At 65.6% G+C, this 23017-nt stretch carries 23 protein-coding genes and 1 tRNA gene; 11 read left to right on the top strand and 13 right to left on the bottom strand.

The window, feature by feature from the left end:
* Nucleotides 1-177: 177 nt before the first annotated feature.
* Complete coding sequence (locus KV697_RS16440) at nucleotides 178-957, bottom strand: MerR family transcriptional regulator (protein WP_219019103.1); 780 nt, start codon at nucleotides 955-957, stop codon at nucleotides 178-180.
* Between the two features lie 112 nt (nucleotides 958-1069).
* Here KV697_RS16440 and dcd point away from each other — a divergent pair, with 112 nt between their 5' ends.
* Nucleotides 1070-1624, top strand: coding sequence for a dCTP deaminase (gene dcd, locus KV697_RS16435; protein WP_219019102.1), 555 nt, complete (start codon nucleotides 1070-1072; stop codon nucleotides 1622-1624).
* A gap of 297 nt (nucleotides 1625-1921) precedes the next feature.
* Here dcd and KV697_RS16430 read toward each other — a convergent pair whose 3' ends face one another.
* The 5 genes from KV697_RS16430 to KV697_RS16410 form a co-directional block, all read right to left on the bottom strand.
* Nucleotides 1922-2281: a tetratricopeptide repeat protein gene (locus tag KV697_RS16430; RefSeq protein WP_219019101.1), complete on the bottom strand. Its 360-nt coding sequence runs from the start codon at nucleotides 2279-2281 to the stop codon at nucleotides 1922-1924.
* Between the two features lie 489 nt (nucleotides 2282-2770).
* Nucleotides 2771-3196, bottom strand: coding sequence for an ExbD/TolR family protein (locus KV697_RS16425; RefSeq protein WP_175314005.1), 426 nt, complete (start codon nucleotides 3194-3196; stop codon nucleotides 2771-2773).
* A 34-nt stretch (nucleotides 3197-3230) separates the two neighbouring features.
* Nucleotides 3231-3704, bottom strand: coding sequence for an ExbD/TolR family protein (locus tag KV697_RS16420; RefSeq protein WP_175314003.1), 474 nt, complete (start codon nucleotides 3702-3704; stop codon nucleotides 3231-3233).
* A gap of 100 nt (nucleotides 3705-3804) precedes the next feature.
* The gene (locus KV697_RS16415) at nucleotides 3805-4599 is read right to left on the bottom strand and encodes a MotA/TolQ/ExbB proton channel family protein (RefSeq protein ID WP_219019100.1); all 795 of its coding nucleotides are present in this window, start codon (nucleotides 4597-4599) and stop codon (nucleotides 3805-3807) included.
* 56 nt (nucleotides 4600-4655) lie between these two features.
* Nucleotides 4656-5339, bottom strand: a complete 684-nt coding sequence (locus KV697_RS16410; RefSeq protein ID WP_219019099.1) for an energy transducer TonB — start codon at nucleotides 5337-5339, stop codon at nucleotides 4656-4658.
* A 215-nt stretch (nucleotides 5340-5554) separates the two neighbouring features.
* Here KV697_RS16410 and KV697_RS16405 point away from each other — a divergent pair, with 215 nt between their 5' ends.
* Nucleotides 5555-6448: a hypothetical protein gene (locus tag KV697_RS16405; protein ID WP_257575382.1), complete on the top strand. Its 894-nt coding sequence runs from the start codon at nucleotides 5555-5557 to the stop codon at nucleotides 6446-6448.
* Here the strand turns inward: KV697_RS16405 and KV697_RS16400 are convergent.
* The gene (locus tag KV697_RS16400) at nucleotides 6424-6711 is read right to left on the bottom strand and encodes a Rossmann fold domain-containing protein (RefSeq protein WP_219019098.1); all 288 of its coding nucleotides are present in this window, start codon (nucleotides 6709-6711) and stop codon (nucleotides 6424-6426) included. The two genes, KV697_RS16405 and KV697_RS16400, sit on opposite strands and share 25 nt — an antisense overlap.
* Nucleotides 6712-6716: 5 nt before the next feature.
* A complete protein-coding gene (locus KV697_RS16395; protein WP_175313995.1) occupies nucleotides 6717-7085 on the bottom strand; it encodes a dihydroneopterin aldolase in 369 nt (122 codons plus the stop codon).
* 122 nt (nucleotides 7086-7207) lie between these two features.
* Between KV697_RS16395 and KV697_RS16390 the strand changes: the two genes are divergently transcribed.
* The 4 genes from KV697_RS16390 to KV697_RS16375 are packed head-to-tail and all read left to right on the top strand — an operon-like array spanning nucleotide 7208 to nucleotide 10078.
* A complete protein-coding gene (locus KV697_RS16390) occupies nucleotides 7208-7717 on the top strand; it encodes a GNAT family N-acetyltransferase (protein ID WP_219019097.1) in 510 nt (169 codons plus the stop codon).
* A 50-nt stretch (nucleotides 7718-7767) separates the two neighbouring features.
* Complete coding sequence (locus KV697_RS16385) at nucleotides 7768-8340, top strand: DUF1285 domain-containing protein (protein WP_219019096.1); 573 nt, start codon at nucleotides 7768-7770, stop codon at nucleotides 8338-8340.
* A complete protein-coding gene (locus KV697_RS16380; protein WP_219019095.1) occupies nucleotides 8337-8930 on the top strand; it encodes a CoA pyrophosphatase in 594 nt (197 codons plus the stop codon). Before KV697_RS16385 ends, KV697_RS16380 begins: the two co-directional genes overlap by 4 nt.
* Nucleotides 8918-10078: a CCA tRNA nucleotidyltransferase gene (locus KV697_RS16375; protein ID WP_219021452.1), complete on the top strand. Its 1161-nt coding sequence runs from the start codon at nucleotides 8918-8920 to the stop codon at nucleotides 10076-10078. The genes KV697_RS16380 and KV697_RS16375 overlap by 13 nt, the downstream gene beginning before the upstream one ends.
* On the opposite strand, the gene KV697_RS16370 is transcribed toward KV697_RS16375, so the two are convergent.
* Entirely contained in the window at nucleotides 10069-11661 is a 1593-nt protein-coding gene (locus KV697_RS16370; RefSeq protein ID WP_219019094.1) for a putative bifunctional diguanylate cyclase/phosphodiesterase, read from the bottom strand. The two genes, KV697_RS16375 and KV697_RS16370, sit on opposite strands and share 10 nt — an antisense overlap.
* 257 nt (nucleotides 11662-11918) lie before the next feature.
* A complete protein-coding gene (gene parC, locus KV697_RS16365) occupies nucleotides 11919-14171 on the bottom strand; it encodes a DNA topoisomerase IV subunit A (RefSeq protein WP_219019093.1) in 2253 nt (750 codons plus the stop codon).
* A 273-nt stretch (nucleotides 14172-14444) separates the two neighbouring features.
* Here parC and KV697_RS16360 point away from each other — a divergent pair, with 273 nt between their 5' ends.
* Nucleotides 14445-16448 (top strand): TonB-dependent receptor domain-containing protein, encoded by a 2004-nt coding sequence (locus KV697_RS16360; RefSeq protein ID WP_219019092.1) that lies wholly within the window; start codon nucleotides 14445-14447, stop codon nucleotides 16446-16448.
* Between the two features lie 219 nt (nucleotides 16449-16667).
* Here the strand turns inward: KV697_RS16360 and KV697_RS16355 are convergent, their stop codons facing one another.
* Entirely contained in the window at nucleotides 16668-17057 is a 390-nt protein-coding gene (locus tag KV697_RS16355; protein WP_219019091.1) for a hypothetical protein, read from the bottom strand.
* Nucleotides 17058-17335: 278 nt separating this feature from the next.
* Here KV697_RS16355 and purC point away from each other — a divergent pair, with 278 nt between their 5' ends.
* Genes purC through purQ form a run of 3 tightly spaced genes read left to right on the top strand, consistent with a single transcriptional unit; the run spans nucleotide 17336 to nucleotide 19013 of the window.
* Complete coding sequence (gene purC / locus KV697_RS16350) at nucleotides 17336-18115, top strand: phosphoribosylaminoimidazolesuccinocarboxamide synthase (RefSeq protein WP_007405170.1); 780 nt, start codon at nucleotides 17336-17338, stop codon at nucleotides 18113-18115.
* Entirely contained in the window at nucleotides 18115-18345 is a 231-nt protein-coding gene (gene purS, locus KV697_RS16345) for a phosphoribosylformylglycinamidine synthase subunit PurS (protein ID WP_219019090.1), read from the top strand. The genes purC and purS overlap by 1 nt, the downstream gene beginning before the upstream one ends.
* On the top strand, nucleotides 18345-19013 hold the full coding sequence (gene purQ, locus KV697_RS16340) for a phosphoribosylformylglycinamidine synthase subunit PurQ (protein ID WP_219019089.1): 669 nt from the start codon (nucleotides 18345-18347) through the stop codon (nucleotides 19011-19013). The genes purS and purQ overlap by 1 nt, the downstream gene beginning before the upstream one ends.
* A 318-nt stretch (nucleotides 19014-19331) precedes the next feature.
* Here the strand turns inward: purQ and KV697_RS16335 are convergent, their stop codons facing one another.
* Nucleotides 19332-20066, bottom strand: a complete 735-nt coding sequence (locus KV697_RS16335) for a queuosine precursor transporter (RefSeq protein ID WP_219019088.1) — start codon at nucleotides 20064-20066, stop codon at nucleotides 19332-19334.
* Nucleotides 20067-20147: 81 nt separating this feature from the next.
* Between KV697_RS16335 and KV697_RS16330 the strand changes: the two genes are divergently transcribed.
* A tRNA-Arg gene (locus tag KV697_RS16330) sits at nucleotides 20148-20224 on the top strand.
* 20 nt (nucleotides 20225-20244) lie between these two features.
* Here KV697_RS16330 and KV697_RS16325 read toward each other — a convergent pair.
* Complete coding sequence (locus tag KV697_RS16325) at nucleotides 20245-22998, bottom strand: TonB-dependent receptor (RefSeq protein ID WP_219019087.1); 2754 nt, start codon at nucleotides 22996-22998, stop codon at nucleotides 20245-20247.
* Nucleotides 22999-23017 lie beyond the last annotated feature (19 nt).

The raw sequence follows: 23017 nt of genomic DNA, 5'->3' as shown, positions 1-23017 counted from the left end.
CGCCCGGAGGCGCGGATATTTTGTTCGCGCAGAGGCGCAGAGAGCGCAGATAAGAAGTTTAGAGCCGTCCGTACTGGCCATCGCCAACGACCTTGCACGTTCTCTCTGCGTCCTCCGCGCCTCCGCGCGAACATCCTTCTTCTTCGCGGCGTCGCGGCTTCGCGTGAACAACCGCCTTCAGGCCTCCGGCTCTTCGCCCCGCGCCCGCATCGCCGCACCGGCGGCCTGCATGAATTGCCACACATCGGCGGAGAAGCCGGGATCGGCCTGCCCATCCCACTCCGCCCGATTCTCGTGCAACCGCGTCGCGCCCGCCCACATTTCCGGCGACGCCACCGCACGGAACGGCGCCAGCAAGGCGAACCACTCGCGCACGAACCCCCGCGCGGCTTCCGAATTCGGGTCCATCGGCAGCGTCGCCGCGATTCGCTGGCCCAGATCGGCCCAGCGCGCCTGATAGGCATTCTGATCGAAATCGGGTCCGAGCGCCTCCATCCGCCCCGCCCAATGCGCCTGTTCGTCCGGGGTAAAGTGGCGGTCGACCACCGATTTCCACTGCGTCGTCGTCATGGCATTCCCTTTTCGTATCAGCGAGCACAGCGTCGCGACGTCGATGCGCTCGCCGGCATCGATGCGGGACTGAATGGACTGGAGCAGCGTTGCCGTTTCCGCGAGCACGGCACGGTGCGCCTCGACCACCGCCAGCTGCGCGGCGATCATCGGCGCCAGCCGGGCATCCGGCCGGTCGAGCATCCGCCCGATCGCCGCCAGCGTGAAGCCCGCGCGCTTGAGGGCGACGATGGCGTGCAGCCGCTCCAGCTCGCCCGCGCCGAAGATGCGCCGCCCGCCCTCGCTGCGCAGCGGCCGGATCAGGCCGCGTGCCTCATAGAAGCGTAGCGACCTGCTGCTCAGCCCCGTCATGCGGGCGATCTCAGTAATGTCGAGCATGGTAGTCATGAGCGTGACCGTACCGCTTGACGCTGCGTCAACCGCAAGCCCCTTTTTGCGGTTGGCGCTTGCCCTGCCCGCGCGATCCGGCGATGAGCGGCGCGTATCAAGGGGAATGAAGATGTCGATCCTGTCCGACCGTTGGATTCGCGAAGCCGCGCAGACCCAAGGCATGATCGAACCGTTCGTCGAGAGCCAGCGCCGCGACGGCTGCATCAGCTATGGCCTGTCGTCCTATGGCTATGATGCGCGGGTGGCGAACGAATTCAAGATCTTCACCAATGTCGACAGTGCGGTGGTCGACCCCAAGGACTTCGCGTCGAACAGTTTTGTCGACCGCAAGACCGATGTCTGCATCATCCCGCCCAACAGCTTCGCGCTGGCCCGGACGGTTGAATATTTCCGGGTGCCGCGCGACGTGCTGGTCATCTGCCTGGGCAAGTCGACCTATGCGCGGTGCGGGATCATCGTGAACGTCACGCCGCTGGAGCCGGGCTGGGAGGGGCATGTGACGCTGGAATTTTCCAACACCACCCCGCTGCCCGCCAAGATCTACGCCAATGAGGGCGCCTGCCAGTTCCTGTTCCTGAAGGGCAACGAGCCCTGCGAGACCAGCTATGCCGACCGGGCGGGCAAATATATGGGTCAGCGCGGGGTGACGCTGCCTCGGTTGTAAGGGGGTTAGCCGCCTGCAAGCGGCCCAGCGTTGGCGCCATCGCGGCTAAAGAGGATATGGTTGTCGGTATTCAGAGCGAACCGCCCCTCGTTCCTCCCCTGCGCGGATGACGGAGCAGGGTTCTCGGGTTGCGGTCGTTAACCAACCTCTTCCAGCAGGACACCCCTCCGTCAGGCCTTCGGCCTGCCACCTCCCCTTCCAGGGGAGGAATGGAGTGAGTGCTGTTCGGTCTCGCCTGGCTGCCCGGCGGACCGGGCATGTCCAGACGCATCGGCGCCCGGACTTGCCCGAATGGATTTATCGCGCGGCGATCGTCTGCGGCAGGTGGCGCAAGCCGGTACGGGCGACGGTATGCGACGACAGGATCGCACCCGACGGCATGTCCATCGCAATCGCCTTTTCCTTCAGCACCGCATCATACAGCGCGCGCGCATCGGCGGTGCGGCCGGTCTTGGAATAGACGGCAGCGAGGTTCAGCATCAGTTCCGGGCTGTTCGGATCGGTGCGACGTTCCTCGAGCAAGGTCCGCTCGGCGGCAAGAAAATTGCCCGCCGCGATTTCCTGAAACCCCGTGCGCTGCGGCCAAGAATCCTGGGCCATGGCCGGGGCTGCCACGCCCGCCGCCGCCACAAGCAACACCGATACCACTCCACGCATAGCCCATCTCCTATGTTTCATTTTTGTGACTTAAGAGTGTCACTTTTGTGAAACGTGTGCAAGCGGGGAAAGGTGCGGAGTTTTGGACGGCGTTTGGCCCTTTGCGGCCCATGACTAGCGGTGGGTTATGAGCCGGACGCCGCTTGATAATTTACGGGTGCTCGTCGCCCTCACAGGCTGATCCCAGGATTGGCGGCACCGGGCATTTGCTTCGCATGGTTCGGCAGTGATGTGCGCGTCCCGAGTAGGAGAGGGTCGCCTCTTCCCGCTCTCTCAGCTTACTTAGGGCGAGCGTTTAGCGTGGTCTTCGACTTTGCTCAGACTGAACGGATGGCGGATCCAGCCCTTGCCCCCCACCACTTATCCGCCAACCCTTGACCCCGTTCACCTTGAGCGAAGTCGAAGGCCAAGGGATACCCCCCTCCCAAAACGAAAAGGGCGGCCTCCGAAGAGACCGCCCCATTTCATCATCGACCTGATCGAAAGGGATCAGAAGTCGTTGCGATACTGCTCGTTGCCGATGAAGCCGAGCTTCGTCACCGCCGAACGCTTGATGACGGCCAGGGTCTCGTCGACCTTGGCGTACTTCGCGTCGGGGGCTGGCTGGAAGTGCAGTTCGGGTTCCGGGTTCATCGCGGCTGTCTGGTCCAGGAACTGGCGCAGCGTCACCTCGTCGACCGGGGCACCGTTCCAGGTGACCGTGCCTGCAGCGTCGATACCGATCTTGTTCTTCTCGGTATTCACGACCGGCGTGTTGGTCTTCGAGTTGACCGGCAGGTCGACCTTCACCGCGTGAGTCTGGATCGGGATGGTGATGATGAACATGATGAGGAGCACGAGCATGACGTCGATCAACGGCGTCGTGTTCATGTCCATCATCGGCTCGCCATCATCGGATCCGGCGCTCATTGCCATGGCGTGCTAACTCCTATTGTGTCCGCCCGGCCGATCAGGCGCGGGGGTTGCCGCCGGGGGGCGGCTCGGAGATGAAGCCGACCCGCGCGAAACCGGCCTGCTGCATCGTGTAGATGGTGCCGCCGATGCACCGGTACGGCGTATTCACGTCGCCACGGATATGCGCTTCGGGCAGCGAGTCGGGCGTGATGTTCGGCCCGAGCCGCTCGACTTCGGCCTTCAGCTTTTCGACCGCGCGGGTGCGCAGTTCGTCCGAGCTGACCGGCGTCAGGTTCCAGTACACCTTGCACTGGCCATTCTCGCTGGTCACCGAGAGCGACACGTTTTCCGGCTTCGTCGTGGTCGGATCGAAGCGGACGTTCGGCAGCTTCAGCGGAACGGTCTGAATCACGACCGGAACCGCGATCAGGAAGATGATGAGGAGCACCAGCATGACGTCCACGAGGGGCGTCGTGTTGATCTCCGACATCGGTTTCTCGGCGGAGTCACCGCCAACGCTCATCGCCATGAGAGAGCTATCCTATCCATGCATTCTTGCGCCGCCCCGAAATGGGCGGCGGGGGGTGGCGGGGCGACCGTCCGGAGACGGCCGCCCCGCCCCCTTAAGCTCAGGCGCGGGTCTGAACGCCACCGGCCTGACCGGCCGTGGTGGTGCCGGCCGGAGCCTTGACGGCAGCGGGCTTCGCCGCACCGGCAACCGCCGGACGAACCGCACCGTTCGAGGCCAGGAAGCCCAGCACGTCGTTCGAGAACGACGACAGGTCTTCCGCGATGCCCTTGTTACGACGCTGCAGCCAGTTGAAGGCGAGCACCGCCGGAACGGCGACGACGAGACCCAGAGCGGTCATGATGAGCGCTTCACCGACCGGACCGGCGACGGCGTCGATCGAGGCCTGGCCCGACGAGCCGATCTTGATGAGCGCGCGATAGATGCCGATAACCGTACCGAACAGACCGATAAACGGCGCGGTCGCACCGACGGTCGCCAGGAAGGCGAGACCGCCGCCCAGCTTCGAGTTGATCGCGGCTTCCGAACGCGCCAGCGAGCCGTGCAGCCAGTCATGCGCTTCGACCGGATCGGTCAGCTTCGAGTGCTGGTCCTGCGCGGCCAGACCGTCGTCGACGATCTGCTTGTAGGCCGAGTTCTTCTCGAGCTTGGCCGAGCCCTCGCGCAGCGAGTTCGACGACCAGAAGCCCTGACGGACGCGCTTGGACTGGTTGATGATCTTCTGCTGCTCGAACAGCTTCGAGAACAGGATGTAGAACGACACGATCGACATCAAGCAGAGGATGGTGAACACCGACTGCGAGATGAGGCCGCCTTCCTTGAGAGCCTGGCCGAGACCGTAGGGGTTTTCGGCACCGGCCGCGGCGCCGCCCGCGGCGAGGATGGTGGTGAGCATGGTTGGTAGGTCCTCTGACTAAAGCGTTGAATTTTTAAGTTCGGCCTAAAAAGCCGTTATTCCTGCGGCAGCTGCCAGCGTACCGGGAGCGTGTAGGACGACACGATCGGGTTCCCGCCCTGGTCAAGCGCGGGCGAGAAGCGCACGCGCGCCTTCGCGATCCGGCACGTCGTATCGTCGAGCGCACGATTGTTGCTGCTCGTCGTGACGACGCAATCGGTCACGCGTCCGTCGGTACCGACCGTCAGCTTGGCAACCACGCGACCTTCCGCGCCTTCGCGCTGGGCCGAGGGCGGATAAGCGTCCGGACCGAAGAACTGGCCCGGATTGCCCTTCAGGCCGGCCGCCTTCGAGACCGCAGGCGGAGCCGGCGGGGCAGGTGGCGACGGCGGCGCAGGCGGGGCCGGCGGTGCGGTCGGCTGGCTAAGCGGAATGACGCTCGTCGTCGAGATCGTCGGCGCCTGGGTCGGCACGTTGACGATCGGCGGCGGCGTCACGACCGTCGTCGGCGGCGGCGGAACATTGGGCTGTTCCGGCGGCGGCGGGGGCGGCGGTTCTTCCGGCGGGGGTGGGGGCGGCGGCTCTTGCACGTCGAACGTGTTGAGCTTCTCGGTCGCCTTCTTCACGTACTGGTAAGCCAGCCCCGTGACGAAGGCATAGCCCAGGGCAGCATGGATGAGCACGACGATAACGATCGCGACCACCTTGCCCCCGGACATCTTCTGGTCAGTATAGGCCATTCAGCAACGAAACTCCTCAGTCTGCCAGTTTCGCCTCGCCGTAGCGTGGGGACGTGGGAAACTCCTGCCATGCTCTTTCGGCATGCGGCAGAGCCTTGGACCCTATCGTGACGGCTGGCGCGGTGCAATCAGTTTGTCGGACGTAATAAACGTACAACCTGCGCATGACGAAATTATTTCTGTACCGTTAATGTGCAAAGGAGTAGCGCGAAGCTATGAATCCCCTGTCCCACGCCATTCGCGCTGGCGCTTTGACGCTGACGATTCCCCTGTTCGCCGCCCCCCTGCCCGCCCAGATGGCGACCGCGCCATCGGCCCGGCCGGGTGATTCGATGGTAGCGCAAACAGGACCAGGCTATGCCGACCTCGCCGATATGGTGCTGTCGGCACCGGTGATCGCCGATGTGACCATCCGCTCGGCCACCGCGATCAAGGGCGCCGAGGCCGCCGGAGTCGCCCCCGGCCATCAGCGCTTTTATATCGAAGCCGATGTCGGCGCACTGATCCGCGGCGCGGGCGGCCTGCCCGCGCGGGTCGGCTATCTGTTCGATACCGCGACCGATGCGCGGGGCCGCGCCCCGAAGCTCAAGAAGATGCGGGTGCTGATCTATGCCCGCCGAGTGCCGAACGCCGCCGATCAGCTCCAGCTGGTCGCGCCCGACGCGCAGCTGCCCTGGACGCCTGATACCGAACAGCGCAGCCGGACCATCGCGCGCGATGCGCTATCACCGGATGCGCCGCCGGTCATCACCGGGGTCGGCAACGCCTTCTACGTGCCCGGCAGCCTGCCCGGCGAAGGCGAGACGCAGATTTTCCTGACCACGGCCAACAACCGCCCCGTATCGCTATCGGTGTTGCGTCGACCGGGCGAGGAGCGGCGTTATGCCGTGGCGCTGAGCGAGATCGTCGACGAGTCCGCCGCCCCCCCGGCGCGCGACACGTTGCTCTGGTACCGCCTGGCCTGCGCGCTGCCGGAGTCGCTGCCCGATCGCAGCACCGCGTCGCTGGGACCGGAAAATGCTGAGGCCGCGCGCGAGGATTATCGCTTCGTGCTGCAAAAGCTCGGCCCCTGCGGGCGCGAGCGTCAGATGCCGACGGCCAACGACTGACCCGTGACGGCGTGCGCGGCGGCGAGATAGGCGACCGCCGCCGCGACCGCTTCTTCCATCGCGCCCTCGGCCGGGATCACCGCATTGATCCGCGCGCCCGGAGCCGCCGCAATGGCGAGCGGAGCGATCGCCGCCTCGACCATCGCCTGCGCCACGGCATCGCGGCCGGGCCGGATCACGAGCACCAGATCCTCGTCCGGATACCCCGCCACCACGGCCGCGATATCGGCGTCGGGGGCCAGATCGACTCGCCGCGCCGTCATCCCGTTCAGCGCCGATGGCGGACCAGCGTGATGCCGATCGCCTCGCCCTCTTCGGCGATGGCCAGCTTCACGATCTTCACCTGCACCCGTCGCACGCGCGCATCCTGAAGGAACAGCGTGTCGCAGATATGGTCGGCAACCCCCTCGATCAGCGTGAAATGCACGCCTTCGGGCAGCTGGGTCGCGGCATGTTTCAGGTCGAGATAATTTTTGGACTCGGTCAGCGGGCTGTCGGGCGTATAGCGCGCCGGACAGTCGAGATCGACGGTCAGCGAGATGCGCAGCGGCTGCGGCAGGTGCGTTTCCTCGGAATAGATGCCGGTCAGCACCTGGACTTCGAGGTCGTGGACTTCGAGCTGGAGACGGTCTTCCATCCCTGCGCCTGTAGCAGAGCGCGCGGCGAAGGAAAGCTTGCATCCCCCCGCCGTCGCGCTAAGGGCGCGCGTCCCCTTCCCCGCCACCGGACTTCGCCTCCCCCTTGACCATGCCGCCCGTGATGACCGCTCTTGTCCCGCTCGACGCGGTCGCACCCGATGCGGTCGAGGCGCTGCTGGACCGCGCCTTTCCGCCCGGACGCCAGGCGCGCACCGCCTATAAGGTGCGCGGCAGCGTACGGCCGATCGCGTCGCTGTGCTTTGCGGCGGTCGAGGAGGAGCGGCTGATCGGGTCGATCCAGTGCTGGCCCGTCGCGCTGACCGACGATGACGGCCAGGCGCATCCGATGGTCATGGTCGGCCCGGTCGCGGTCGAGCCGGAGCATCAGCAGGGCGGCATCGGGCGCGAACTGCTCCGCCACATGCTGGACGCCGCCGCCGCGTTAGGACTGGACCGGGCGATGATGCTGATCGGCGACCCGGAATATTATGGCCGCTTCTTCGCTTTCTCCGCCGAGCGGACCGGCGAGTGGCGATTGCCCGGCCCGGTCGAGCGGCGCCGACTGCTCGCGCGCGGACCGGACGTGCCCGCGCTCGCCGGGATGCTCGGCCCCGATACGGGCCGGGGCTGAAGCATGCGGGTCTTTACCTGCCCGCCCCGCATCCCTACCTCGTTCGCATCATGCCGATGGCACCGCCCCCCGATCTGTCCGCGCTGAGCCTGGCCGAAATCGTCCAGGCGATGGAGGCGCAGAAGCTGCCCCCCGTCTCGCAATGGCACCCCAGCCATTGCGGTGACAGCGAGATGCGGATCGCGCGCGACGGCACTTGGTACCATCAGGGTAGCCCGATTACCCGGCCCGCCATGGTTCGGCTGTTCTCCACCATCTTGCGGCGCGAGCCGGATGGCCGCCATGTGCTGGTCACGCCGGTCGAAAAGCTCGACATCGCGGTCGAGGATGCGCCCTTCGTCGCCACCGCGCTGAAGGCTGAGGGGGAAGGGGCGAGCGGCCGTCTGGTGTTCCAGCTCAACACCGGCGATCTGGTCGCGGCGGGGCCGGACCATGGCCTGCGCTTCGTCGAGGGCGAGGACGGCCCCCGGCCCTATCTGCACGTCCGGGACGGGCTGGAAGCGCTGATCGCCCGGCCGGTCTATTACGAGCTGGCCGAACGCGCGCTGGAGGGCGAGGGCGAGGCGCCCGGCGTGTGGAGTGACGGCATCTTCTTTCCCCTGACGTCCCCCTCCGCCGCATGACGCTGGCCGAAAGGCTGGCGGCGGCGATGGCGCGGATACCGGCGACCGACCTGCTGACCGGCGACGGCGTCGAGCCGCACGAGATCACGGCCATTCCGACCGCCGCCGCCGTGCTGGTGCCCGTGACCGACCGGGCCGACCCCGGCGTGCTGCTGACCCAGCGGACGGAGACGCTGCGCAACCATGCCGGGCAGATCGCTTTTCCGGGCGGCCGCGCCGACCCCGGCGACGCCGATCTGGTCGCGACCGCGCTGCGCGAGGCGGAGGAAGAGATCGGGCTGCCCCCCGCCACGGTCACGGTCGTCGGGCTGGCCGACCGCTATCGCACCGTCACCGGGTTCGAGGTGACGCCGATCGTCGGCGTCATCCCGCCCGACCTGACGCTCACCCCCGCCGAGGCGGAAGTGGCGGACCTGTTCGAGGTGCCGTTGTCCTTCCTTCTGAATCCTGCCCATCACCACCGGGTCAGCGCGCCGTGGCGCGGGCGGACCCGCCATTTCTACGAGATATTATGGAACGACCGGCGCATCTGGGGCGCGACTGCGGCGATGATCGTAAACCTGTCGCGGCGGCTGCAATGGGCGGCATGACGACCGGAACCGCACCCTGGGCCGATCGCCCCGAGCTGATCGCGTTGGCCGAGCGACTGGAGGCGCGCTTCGTCGGCGGGGCGGTGCGCGACATGCTGCTGGGCTTGGCGGTGGCGGATATCGATCTGGCGACGCCGCTCTCGCCCGAAACCGTCATCGACCGGGTGCGCGACAGCGGGTTCAAGCCGGTGCCGACCGGCATCGCGCATGGCACGATCACCGCCGTCCTGCCCGACGGCCCGGTCGAGGTCACGACGCTACGCCGCGACGTATCGACCGACGGCCGCCATGCCGTGGTCGCCTTCACCGATGACTGGCGCGAGGATGCCGCGCGGCGCGACTTCACGATGAACGCGCTCTATGCCGATCCCGCAACCGGCGGATTGTTCGACTATTTCGGCGGGCTGGACGACTTGAAAGCCGGGCGCGTGCGCTTCATCGGCGACCCGTTGCAGCGGATCGCGGAGGATCATTTGCGCATCCTGCGCTTCTTCCGCTTCCATGCGCGCTTCGGCCATGCCGTCGACGAGGCCGGACTCGCCGCCTGTGCCGTGCGCGCCAACGACCTGATGGCCCTGTCCCGCGAGCGGATCGCGGCGGAGTTGCTGAAACTGCTGGTCGCCGCCCGTGCGGTACCGGTCGTGGCGCTGATGGTCGAGCATGGCATCTTCCGCGCGGTCATTCCCGAAATCGAGACGGACGGCGTGGAGCGGCTGGCCCGTCTCGCCGAGCGCGAAGAGACGGCCGGAATTGCCCCCGACGCGATCCGGCGACTTGCCGCGCTTCTGCCTCGGCAAGCGGCAGAGCCTGTCGGCGCGCGGTTGAAACTGTCCAATACGGACCGCAAGCGCCTGATCGCCGCGACGGCCGGGCCGGGTGACGAAGGGCCACGCGCGCTTGCCTATCGCGTGGGCGTGCCGGGTGCGGTCGACCGTCTGTTGCTGGCAGGCGAGTCGGTCGAGGCGATTCGCGACTGGACGCCGCCTGCCCTGCCGCTGACCGGCGGTGCGCTGGTCGAACGCGGGATCGGCAAGGGACCGGAGGTGGCGCGGCTGCTCCGTCGGATCGAGACTCAGTGGATTGCGGAAGATTTTCCCGACGCCGAGCGGGTCGGGCATATAGCCGACGAGGCGGTCGCTCAGACCTGATCGGCGATGAGCGCCCAAGCGGCTTCGGGATCGAGCGGGCGGGCGTAATAATAGCCCTGGCCATGGCTGCACCCCAAAGCGGCCAGCGTCTGGCCCAGCTCGACCGCCTCGATCCCCTCGGCGGTGGTCTTCATGCCCAACGCCTGCGCCAGCCCCAGAATGGCGCGGACGATCGCGATCTTGTCGCGGTCGGCCAGCATCCCCGAGACGAAGCTGCGGTCGATTTTCAATATGTCGATCGGCAGCTTCTGAAGATAGGCGAGGCTGGAATAGCCGGTACCGAAATCGTCCATCGCGATGGTCGGGCCGAGCTTCTTGAGCGCGTTCATGATCGCGCTGACCCGGTCGGGGTCGCCGACGATCGCGCTTTCGGTGAGTTCCAGGATCAGCCGCTCGCCTGCCACGCCAGCCCGCGCCAGCGCCGACTCGATCAGCGCGGGTATGTCGTCGCGCTGCAACTGGATGGCCGAGACGTTGACCGACATGCGCACGCCGCAATTGCCACCCGCCCGCCGGTCCCACTCCGCCAGCTCGAGCAGCGCCTTGTTCGCGGCCCAGCGGCCCAGCGGCACGATCAGCCCCGATTCCTCGGCGACAGGAATGAAATCGACCGGGGAATGGTCGCGCCCCTCGGCATCGCGCCACCGGGCCAACGCCTCGAACGCGATGGTTCGGCCCGAACCCAGGTCGCAGATCGGTTGATAGGCAAGATGCAGATCTTCCTGCTCGATCGCGCGGCGCAGCGCGGTTTCCATCGCGAATTGCGCGCGGGCGATGGTGAAGGCCTGGGGGTGATAGACTTCGGTCCGCCCCGCCGCCTTGGCGTGCTTGACCGCGAACTGGGCGTGACGGATCAGCTCCTCGGCATCGCCATCCGGCCCTTCGTTGAAGGCGATGCCGACCGATGCCTCGACATTGACCTCATAGTCGGTCAGCCGGAACGGCGCGCGCAAGGCCCGATCGATCCGGTCGGCAAGGATATGGGCCTCCTCCTCGCTGCCGTCGATCATCATCAATATGCCAAATTCGTTGCCGCCGATCCGTCCGATCGAGTCGCGCGAGCGCAAGGCGCCCTTCAGGCGACGCGCCACGGTAATGAGCAACTCGTCGCCGACCAGTGACCCCATACAGGCGTTCAACCGACCGAATCGATTGAGGTCGATCACCAGCACCGCGTGGCGCTGGCCATTGGCCATCATCGACTCGATCAGGTCGCCGAAACCCTGGCGATTGGGCAGCCCGGTCAGGCTGTCGGTCGTCATCTCGCGACGCAGGCTGCGTTCGGTGTGGTGCTGCGCGGTATGGTCGACCAGCATCAGGACGCAACCATCGCCATGCCCCTCGGCCGCTCGGGTCAACGTTGCCTGGAAATAGCGGCAGTCGATGACATCGCCGACCGCCAGCGGAAACTCGATCGACGCCTGATCCGATGCCAGAAACGCGTCGATCCGGGTGGCGACTTCGTCTAGCAAACCCGCCTGGGTCCGCGAGTCGTTGAGGGCGGCGCGGCGATAGGCGTCGTTGGTGGCGACCACCACTGGTGCGCCGTGCTCGATGAGGATTTCCGCCGCCGGAATAGCCATGATCCTGATCGCGCACGACGTCAGCGACCCGAAATTCCGGTCCGAAGAGCGTTGCGTCGGATGAGCCATCGTTGCCATCAGTCACCCGCGTAGCCCGCGAATGTTAAGAGCCTCTAAAACTCAACGAAAAATCTAGTTAACGAAGCATTGCGAGGCCAGCGGGGATTCATCGTCAGACCGGTGCGATTCCACGGTTTCCTGCAAGCGGAACGGCTTTGCCGATCGCCCTCACCCTCGCCGGAAATAGTCCACGACGCCTAATCGAAGCGGTTGTCGCGCGGGAAGCCGGTCGGCGGCATCCGCCCCGCTGCGCCCCGCGCGGTGCGCCACGCCGACAGATCGGACTCGGTACGGACCCGCCCGGTATCGCCGCCCATCGGCCAGCTCAGCCCATCCTTGAAGACGAAGGTCGTCGCATCCGAAAGTCCGCCGTCGCGATAGCGCTGGAGCTGGACGCCGGTGCCGCGCGACAGCTCTACGAACTCCGTCAGCGGGAAGACCAGCAGCTTCCGGTTGTCGCCAATCGCCGCGACATAATCATGCTCCGCCCCCACCGGCCGCACGACCTTCAGCATGGACCCGGCACGCGGGGTCAGCACGGTCTTGCCCTTGCGCGTCTCGGCGATGGTGTCGGCGACCGGCACGATGAAGCCGCGTCCGTCCGACGCCGCGACCAGCAGCTTAGCCGCGCGGCTCGCAGGAAGGAAACCGGCGATGCCGATCGATCCGTCGAGGTCGATCATCGCGCGCACCGGCTCGCCGAAGCCCCGCCCGCCGGGTAGCTTGTCCGCCGCCAGCGTGAAGAACCGCCCGTTCGCCGCCGCCAGCAGCAGTTTGTCGGTGGTCTGCGCATGAAAGGCGAAGGCCGGACCGTCGCCTTCCTTGAACTTGGCGGTGTCGGCCGAGGCGAGGTCGACATGCCCCTTCATCGCGCGGATCCAGCCGCGCTGCGACAGGATGACGGTGATCGGCTCGCGCTCGATCATCGCCTCCAGCGGAATATCGCGGGTCGGCGCGGCTTCCTCGATCAGCGTGCGGCGCGCGCCCAGCGCAGTCTCGGGGCCATAGCGGTCGCGGATCTTGCCCAGATCCTTCTTCATCCGCGTCCGCTGACGCTGTTCGGAGCCGAGCAGCAGCGTCAGCTGCTCGCGCTCCTTGTCCAGCTTGTCGCGCTCGCCGCGAATCTCGAATTCCTCGAGCCGCCGAAGCGAACGCAGCCGCATGTTCAGGATTGCCTCGGCCTGTCGGTCGGTCAGGCGGAATTCCTCGATCATCACCGCCTTGGGCTCGTCCTCCGTACGGATGATCTCGATCACCCGGTCGAGGTTGAGATAGGCGACCAGATAGCCGTCGAGCAGTTCGATCCGGTCGGCGATCTTGCTTAAGCGGTGTTCGGAGCGACGCCGCAGCACGACGAACTGATGCTCGACCCAGGCGGCCAGCGCCTCGCGCAAGCTCATAACGCGCGGGGTGCGGTCCTTGTCCAGCACGTTGAGGTTCAGGCTGACCCGCGTCTCCAGGTCGGAGAAGCGGAACAACCCGTCCATCAGCACCTGAGGATCGACGGTACGCGCGCGCGGTTCGAGAACGATCCGCACCTGCGCATCCGATTCGTCGCGCACATCGGCCAGGATCGGCAGCTTCTTGTCGTTGATCAGCGTGGCGATCTGTTCGATCAGCTTGCCCTTGGCGACGCCATAGGGGATTTCGCTGATAACGATCTGCCAGCCGCCGCCCTTCTCGCGCTCGATCTCCCAGCGCGCGCGGACGCGAAAGCCACCCCGACCGGTCGTATAGCTTTCGCGCAAGATGGCGGGCGCATCGACAACCATGCCGCCGGTCGGGAAGTCCGGTCCCTTGACCAGCGCCAGGATCGCATCGTCGTCCGCGTCGGGCTGATCGACCAGCAGGATCGCAGCCTCCAGCAATTCGGCGGCATTGTGTGGCGGGATGCTGGTCGCCATGCCGACCGCGATGCCACTGGCGCCGTTCGCCAGCAGGTTGGGGAACAGGCCGGGGAAAAGTTCGGGTTCCTGCTCCTCGCCATTATAGGTCGGGCGGTAGGCGACGGCGTCCTCGTCCAGCCCGTCCATCAGGTCGATCGCGACCTGGGTCAGCCGGGCCTCGGTGTAACGGTACGCAGCAGCGTTATCGCCGTCGATATTGCCGAAATTGCCCTGCCCGTCGACCAACGGGTAACGCAGCGCGAAATCCTGAGCCAGGCGGACCATCGCGTCATAGACCGACTGGTCGCCATGCGGATGGTATTTACCGATGACGTCGCCGACGACGCGCGCGCACTTCTTGTACCCCGAGGCCGGATCGAGCTTCAGCAGCCGCATCGCCCAGAGAAGACGCCGGTGAACGGGCTTAAGGCCGTCGCGCACATCGGGCAACGAGCGCGCGGTGATCGTCGACAGCGCATAGACCAGATACCGCTCCGACAGCGCGCTGTCGAAGGGTGCGTCCAGAATGCCGACGGGAGGATTGTCGCGGAGATCGATCGCCATGGAAGCCCAGCTTCTAGCAAGCCATGACCCAAGGAGCAATCGGGAGGATCAAATCGGGAACATTCTTGCGATCAGCACCTGAGCCGATCCGATTGCGGCCGAACGAATGGCACCGCCCAAAGGCCCCTGCGGGCCAGTCGCTTGTTTTCCGGTTGTTATTCCCCACTGCTTTGTAACGTAATATTTCTACTTACAACACATTGTTGAAATCGATTCGCAATATCTTTATTTCTTCCCCGGACCTCGTCAGCAGGTCGTTTCCATGGGGGAATCATGCTCATCAACGTCTCGACCTCGCGGTCGCGGCGATGGCACATTGGTGCCTTGTCGCTGTGCACGTCCTTCTCAACCCTGATTTTTGCCGCGCCCGTGGCGGCGCAGAGCACCGCGCCGACCGGCGGGGAAAAGACCGGCGACAGCGACATCGTCGTCACCGCGACCGGCTATAGCCAGAGGCAGGAGGACGCCCCGGCGTCGATCACCATCATCGACGGCAACGACCTGCGCCGCCGCTCGATTCAGAGCCTGGCCGACGCGGTGCGCGACGTCGAGGGCGTGACGGTGAACGGCAGTGCCAACGAAACCGACATCCAGATTCGCGGCATGCCCGGCGACTATACGCTGGTGATGGTCGATGGCCGCCGCCAGAGCGGCCGCGAGTCCCGCGTCAACGGCAATCGTGGTTACGAGCAGAGCTTCACCCCGCCCGCCGCCGCGATCGAGCGGGTCGAGGTGGTGCGCGGGCCCATGTCGTCGCTCTATGGCTCGGACGCGATCGGCGGCGTCATCAACATCATCACCCGCCGCCCGACCCCACAATGGAGCGGCAGCCTGTCCTACGACCTCTCGATCCGCCCCTCGGGCGACCAGGGCAATGCCGGGAACGCGCAAGCCTTTGTCAGCGGCCCGGTCGTGCCTGGCCTGCTGGGCGTACAGGCCTGGGGCAGCTATCTGGCGCGCGGCGCGGACGACAATGTGATCGTCACCAACGGCTTTACTCGCGCGCGCCAGCGCAGCGCCACCGGCCGCCTGGTCCTGACCCCCGCCACCGGGCATGAGGTGATCCTGGAAGGCGGCCTGTCGCGGCTTCGCAATGGCGAGGGTGTCAGCCCCAACTGGGCGACGCGCCAGCAGGACAATGACCGCGATTACTGGTCGCTGATGCACAATGGCCGCTGGGGCAGGCTGTCGTCGCTGCTGTCCTATCTGGATGAGAAGACCAGCCGCGAGGGGCTGGCAACTCCGAACCAAACCGATGTATTCGGGCGTCGCCCCGAGGTGCGCAACCGCGTACTCGACGGCAAGCTGGTGATGCCCTTCGCCCGCACCACCACGACCATCGGCGCACAGTGGCTGAAAACGGGGCTGCGCGACTGGAACCAGGCCAATGCCGGCCAGCCGAACGCGCGCGAGTATGAACGCTATTCGGTGGTGCAGAAGGCGATCTTCGCCGAGAATGAATGGCGGGTCCTGCCGGGCTTCACCCTGACCGGCGGCATCCGGCTGGACGACCATCAATTCTATGGTCGCCACCTGAATCCGCGCGCCTATGCCGTGTGGCATATGGACGATCATTGGACCCTGAAGGGCGGCGTCGCACGCGGCTTCAAGGCGCCCGAGCTGCGCGCCGTCATCCCGGACTATGCGGTGATCCGGCGCAACCGCTTCGTCCAGTTCGGCAATCCGGCGCTGCGCCCCGAAAGCAGCGTGAATTACGAGGCGACGCTGACCTGGTCGAACCGGGCGGGCATCGCCGCCAACGCCACCATTTTCTACAACGACTTCCGCGATGCGCTGTCGACCATCACCACCACGCGCCGGTGGCAGGGCTTGCAGATCATGGAACGGGTCAATCTGAACCGCGCCTCGATCCTGGGCGTCGAGGTTGCGGGGCGCTGGCGGATCGACCCGACGCTGTCGATTCGCGGCAACCTGACCTATCTCGATTCGCAGCAGAAGAGCGGTCCCAATATCGGCGCGCCGCTGGCTCTGACCCCGCGCTTCAAGGGCAATGCCCGGCTGGACTGGGATGCCACGCCCGACACGCGGATATGGACCGCGTTCAACTATTACGGGAAGGAATATGAGGCGACCGTAACCGGCTCGCCCGCCCCGCCCTATGCGACCGCCGACCTGCTGGCGACGCAGCGGCTGACGCGCGGCCTGACCCTGAAGGGCGGTGTCTATAACGTCGCGGACACGCGACTGGACGATCCGACCTATGGCACGGTGAATTACGGACGGACGCTGTTCGTCGGACTCCTCGCCGATTTCTGAGGCGCCCCCCTTATTCCCTCGCCCCTCGCAGAGGGGAGAGGGTTGCGCAGACTTGGTCTTTGCGAAAGCAAAGGCCTAGTCGGAGCTGGGTGAGGGGTGGCGCTCGAAGAGCGCGCGAGCCTTCAGGCTCGCTCGACCCCTCACCCCAGCTGCGCTAGCCAGCACGCTGGCAAGCTTCGCTACCCCTCTCCCCTGTCCAGGGGAGAGGGAAAGGCGGCCTTAGGCCTGGTTCGCCTGGGCCTGGGTCACATCCTGCTGGAAGTGGTCGCCTGCGGCCACCGTGCAGTTCTGGAAGGCGACGGGGGTGAAGGTTTCGACCCCGGCGACATCCTCGTCGGTCTTCAGCTTGCCATGCGGCCCACGGACCGGCTGGAAGGCGACGACTTCGGGACGGAAGGTGGCGAGCACGTCCGCGGTATCGCGGCAGGCGACGGTGCGCTCGGCATTACCGTTCTTCACCACCGCGATGGCTTCCATGCCATTGGCGAGCGGCACATGCGCCTGCTCCCAGATCTGAGCACGCGGCGCCATATGCACCGGCCGCGCGACGGCAGCACCGGCCGTCAGCATCAGGGCTCCACCAACAACACCGATCATCAGCTTGTTCATGACTACCTCCTTTGCAAGCATAGCCAAAACCCCTGATCTATCCGATCGGTTTCCGTTACTTTCCACCTTACATTTCTTTAATCTCTCTTCCAAAAACTGTTCATCATGGATCACGGATTACGACGACGTCATCCTTGACCAGGCGGGGCGAAACGGGATGACCGGACGGTGCCCCGCTCCATTGCGCCGCCGCGTTCCATCCATTATAGGCCGCGCCATCCCGCCTCGGGCCTCAGCATGGGGGCGCCGGGGCTGTACTCATTTCAGGGGACCGCCGCATGGCTCGCCGCCGCCAAATCTACGAAGGCAAGGCCAAGATCCTGTACGAGGGCCCCGAGCCCGGCACGCTGATCCAGTATTTCAAGGACGACGCCACCGCGTTCAATGCCCAGAAGAAGGGCACGATCAACGGCAAGGGCGTGCTGAACAACCGTATCTCCGAGCATGTCTTCACCATGCTCGACCATATCGGCGTTCCGACCCACTTCATCCGCCGCCTGAACATGCGCGAGCAGCTGATCCGCCAGGTCGAGATCGTGCCGATCGAGGTCGTGGTGCGCAACGTCGCGGCGGGCTCGCTGTCCAAGCGTCTGGGCATCGAAGAGGGCGTGAAGCTGCCCCGCACGATCATCGAATATTATTACAAGGACGATGCGCTGGGCGACCCGATGGTCACCGACGAGCATATCGCCTGCTTCGGCTGGGCCAGCCAGGAAGAAATGCACGACATCGCCGACCTGGCGATCCGCGTGAACGACTTCCTGTCGGGCATGTTCGCCGCGATCGGCATCCGCCTGGTCGACTTCAAGCTGGAATTCGGCCGCATCTGGGACAACGACTTCGGTCGCATCATCCTGGCCGACGAAATCAGCCCCGATGGCTGCCGCCTGTGGGACATGACCACCAACGAGAAGCTGGACAAGGACCGTTTCCGCCGGGATCTCGGCGGCGAGGTCGAGGCCTATCAGGAAGTGGCGCGCCGTCTGGGCCTGCTGCCCGAGGGGGGCGACACCGCCGTTCTCGATCTGGAAGAACACCGCAAGAGCCGGGGCAAGTAATGAAGCTGAAGATTTTCGTCACCCTGAAGCCCGGCGTGCTCGACCCGCAGGGCAAGGCGATCCATCATGCGCTGGAAAGCCTGGGCTTTGCGGGCGTCGACGACGTGCGCGCGGGCAAGCTGATCGAGCTGGAAGTCGCCGACGCGACCACCGACGCGCAGATCGACGAGATGTGCCGCCAGCTGCTCGCCAACACCGTGATCGAGAATTACCGGGTGGAGCGCGCCTGATGAAGACCGCCGTGATCGTCTTTCCGGGCTCGAACTGCGACCGCGACCTCGCCGTCGCGCTGGAGGCGGTGACGGGCGTCAAGCCGGCCATGGTCTGGCACGGCGACAGCGAACTGCCCGAGGGGCTGGGGCTGATCGGCGTGCCGGGCGGCTTCTCGTACGGCGACTATCTCCGCTGCGGCGCGATCGCGGCCCGTTCGCCGATCATGCGCGCGGTGGTGGAGTCGGCGAACAAGGGCACGCCGGTCTTCGGCGTGTGCAACGGCTTCCAGGTGCTGGCCGAAACCGGCCTGCTGCCGGGCGCGCTGATGCGCAACCGCTCGCTCAACTTCGTGTGCCGCGACGTGAATCTGGAGGTCGCGAACACCGACAGCGCCTTCACCCGCCTGTACGAACAGGGCGAGACGATCCGTATCCCGGTCGCGCATCATGACGGCAACTACTTCGCCGACACCGATACGCTCGACCGCCTGGAAGGCGAAGGTCGCGTGGCCTTCCGCTATGCCGAGGACGTCAACGGCTCGGCCCGCAACATCGCGGGCGTGCTGAACGAGAAGCGCAACGTGCTGGGCATGATGCCCCATCCCGAACGCCGCATCGAAGCCGCGCACGGCGGCGACCATGGCCGCCGCCTGTTCGAGGGGCTGCTGGAGATGGTGGGGGCATAATTCCTACCTCCGTTCAGCCTGAGCGAAGCCGAAGGCCACGGGATGACATTTGAAAAGGGGAAGCGAGGCAACTCGCTTCCCCTTTTCATTTGGATTCACGCGAAGCCGCGACGGCGCGAAGAAGGCTGGTTCACGCGGAGGCACGGAGGACGCGAAGGTATCTCGCGTTTGGAGGCGCCCTCCCGCCTACTATGGCTTGTATAGAAGCATACAGCCGACGCTGCGTACGACCTCTTTGCGCCCACCGCGCTTCCGCGCGACCAAATCCTCTTTAAAACTCTTTGCGTCATCGCGGCTTCGCGCGAACCGAAACCCCGCTCAAACCCGCGCCCTAAACGGCGTGAAGTCCGTGCCCTCGTCGAACACATCTACCCCCTCGGCGCGTTTCAGCCAGCCGACGATCAGATAGGTCACCGGCGTCAGCAGCACTTCCCAGCCCACCTTCAGCGCCCATTGCGTGAACAGCACCACGACCACCAGATACGGCGTCCAGCCAACCGCGCCCCAAAAAGCCAGCGGATAGAAGATCAGACTGTCCACCCCTTGCCCCACAAGCGTCGAGCCGATCGTCCGTGACCAGAGGTGCCGCCCGCCGGTCCACAGCTTCATCCGCGCCATCACATAGGCGTTGACGAACTCGCCCGCCCAGAAGGCGCAGACGCTGGCCAGCACGATGCGCGGCACCTGGCCGAAGATCACCTCATAAGCGGCCTGATTGGTCCAGCTCGGTGCCGGGGGCAGCGCCACGACGACATAGCTCATGAACGCCATGAACAGCACCGCCGCCGTCCCCGCCCAGATCACCCGCCTGGCGCGCGCATAGCCATAGACCTCGGTCAGCACGTCGCCGATGACGTAGCTGAGGGGAAAGAACAGAATCCCCGCCCCGAACGGCCACTCGCCAACGAACGGCAGGGTGATGACCGCCACCTTGCCCGCGCCGATGACGTTGGACAACAGCAGGATGGTGACGAACGCCGCCATGACGAAGTCGAACCAGCGGAAAGCCCCGTGTCCCACGTCCCGGTTCGCCACCACCCGTTCCACGTCCATGCCGATCCCTTTCACCAAGCGGACCGACATTTATCGCCATTCCCAACCCAGGCAAACCACGCTAGGGACACCGCCATCCGCGCGTCCGTAGCTCAGTTGGATAGAGCAAGGAGCTTCTACCTCCTCGGTCGGGGGTTCGAATCCCTCCGGGCGCGCCAATCACCACACAGCATCGCCCTCACCACCGCGTACGCAGCGTCAGGCCATAGGTTCGCGGTTCCGCCAGGTACGAACCGAACAGCGCGTTGGCGGTGGCATAATTCGGTGCGCCGAACCGCTGGACCTGCGACAGGCTACCCGAACCCTGGAACGGCATGTTGAACGCGACCTGCTGGTAATTGGTGTTGAGGATGTTCTGGCCCCAGAATTCCAGTGCCCAGCGCTGGTCCTTGCCGTGCAGGCCGATGCGCGCGTTCATCAGGAAGAAGCCGTCCTGCTTCTTCTCGGCGAACAGGTCCGAGCCGGTGTTGTAATCGCTGGTCAGGCGGCCATCGACATAGAAGAGCGCGGTCATGCCCGTGCCCGCGATCGACGGCGTCCAGCTGGCCGAGGAGGTCACGACATGGCGCGGGGCATTCGACATCATGCTGCCGGGCAGCAGGAACAGCGCGTTGCTGAGCGGCTCGCCCGCATCGCTGCCGACCAGGTTCCGGGCATAATTGGTGTGGGCATAGGTATAGCCCATATGGACGGTGACGTCGGGCACGGGATACATGCCCGCTTCCAGCTCGATCCCTTGCGTCACCACGCCCGCCTTCACCTTGCCGGTGCATCGACCGGTCGTCGGGGAGTCGTCGCGATCCGCGCCGTTCAGGTCGCTGCCGCACGCGCTGATATTCTGGACGATATAGCCGGTGCCGTTGAACGTGTTCAGCTGGAAGTTCTTGAATTCCGAGCGGAAGGCGGCGGCGTTGAGGGTGAAGTTGGGCGAGGTGAACTTCACCCCCAGCTCATAGGCGTTCACCGTTTCGGGGTCGAAGCGCAGATTGGTCACCGACGCCGCCGTTGGCGTCCCGTACACATTGGGGGTCAGGTCCGAGCGTTCGAGATTATAGCCGCCCGCCTTGTAGCCGCGCGCATAGGAACCATAGATCAGCGTGCTGTCCACCGGCTTCCACGAGACGACGGCGGTGCCGGTAACCTGCCCCTCGCCGATCGAGTCGGACAGCGGCAGCCCGGTGAGCGCGGACGTGGAATTGCCGTTGCAGCTGAGCGTCAGGATGCCCCCGGCTAGATTGGCCAGGGTCGGATTGCCGCTGAGCAGGAATGGACGAAGCGCGGCCTGCTGCAGCGGGCAGGCGGTGTTGTTGTTCTCGAAATTCGCACGAAGTTTCTTGCGCTCGTTGGTGTAGCGCAGGCCGCCGGTCACGCTCAGCGTGTCGGTCAGGCGATAGATATTGTGCGTGAAGAACGCGAAGTTGGTGCTGGTCTGGTCATAGAGATCGCGCAGCGAACCGACATTGTTGATCGTGCTCAACCGGTCGATCGCCCCGACCAGCGTCGGCCCCAGCGCGCCGGTCAGGACGGCGCGACCCGCGCCGCTCAGGCAGCCCGGATTGGCAGGATTCTGCAATGCCGCGGTCGGATTGATCGTCGCCACGACCCGGCACGCGGCGAAGGCGCCATATTGCGAGCCGAAGATCAGATTGTCCGACACCTGAAGGTCTTCATGCGCGAAATAGCCGCCGACCAGCCAGTCGAGCCGGTTGTTCAGGATCGACCCGCTGAGACGCGTTTCCTGCGTGAAGGTCTTGAACTGGCGGTAAGCGCGGCCGTTGTTCGGGCGATCGATGATGTCGACATTGCTGTAATCGACATCGCCCGCCCCGCCCGCCTTGTACTCGCGATAGGCGGAGATGGAGATCAGCTGGACCTTGCCGATATCCCAGCCGACGCGCGCCGAGACGCCATAATCCTCGGTCACGTTGGAATAGGCATGGCCCGGCGTCTGCGCGATCCGGCGATTATAGGGATCGCTCTGGCTGGGCAGGACGCCGCCCAGGCTGCGCAGGATGTTGACGATGCGGTTCTGCGGATTGATCGCCGCATCGCCGGCGACGCCCGGCGTCGGATCGACCTTTTCGCGCGTGTCGATATAGACCGCGCCGCAGCACTTCTCGTCGCGGTGCGTATAGTCGCCGATCAGGCGGACCGAGAAATCGTCCGTCGGCTTCCAGAACAGCTGGCCGCGCACGAATAGGCGGTTGCGGTCGTTGTAATCGGTCTTGTTGACGACGTCGTACAGAAAACCGTCGCGCTTGTTGTAGACACCGTCCACCCGGAAGGCGAGCGTGTCGCCGATCACCGGACCGGTGACGGCACCTGCGACGCGTACGGCATTGTAATTGCCGTAGCTGACCTCGCCATAACCGCCATATTTGAACGCGGGATAGGGCGTGTAGATGCTGATCGCGCCCGCCGAGGAGTTGCGCCCCGACAGCGTGCCCTGCGGCCCGCGCAGCACCTCGATACGCTCCACCTCGCCCAAGTCGTTGAGGCCCGAGCCGGTCCGGCTGCGATAGACGCCGTCGATGAACACCGCGACCGAGCTTTCCAGCCCCGGATTGTCGCCCACCGTGCCGATGCCGCGGATACGCGCGGTGGCGTTCGCCTCCGAGCCGGTCGAGCTGACCAGCAGCGACGGCGCCAACTGGGTCATCTGGCGGATGTCGGTCGCCCCCGAATTCTGCAACGCGACCCGGCCATAGGCGCTGACCGCGATCGGCACGCTCGACAGGCGCTGCGAACGGCGGGTGGCGGTGACGACGATGTCGCCGCTGTTGGACGGCGCGGCCTTGGGCTTTTTCCCGTCCGCCTTGTCCTTCGAGGCCGGTGCCACGGAGCGAAGCCCCTGCGCCGATGCCGTTCCCGTGACGGTCCCCGACACCGTCAATGCCGCCGTCGATGCCAGCAGCCAACCCCAACGTCGCATATCCCACTCCCCTGAGCCC

This window comes from Sphingomonas sanguinis (genome assembly GCF_019297835.1).
Classification (GTDB): Bacteria; Pseudomonadota; Alphaproteobacteria; order Sphingomonadales; family Sphingomonadaceae; genus Sphingomonas; species Sphingomonas sanguinis_D.
This window is presented reverse-complemented; position numbering and strand designations above follow the sequence as displayed.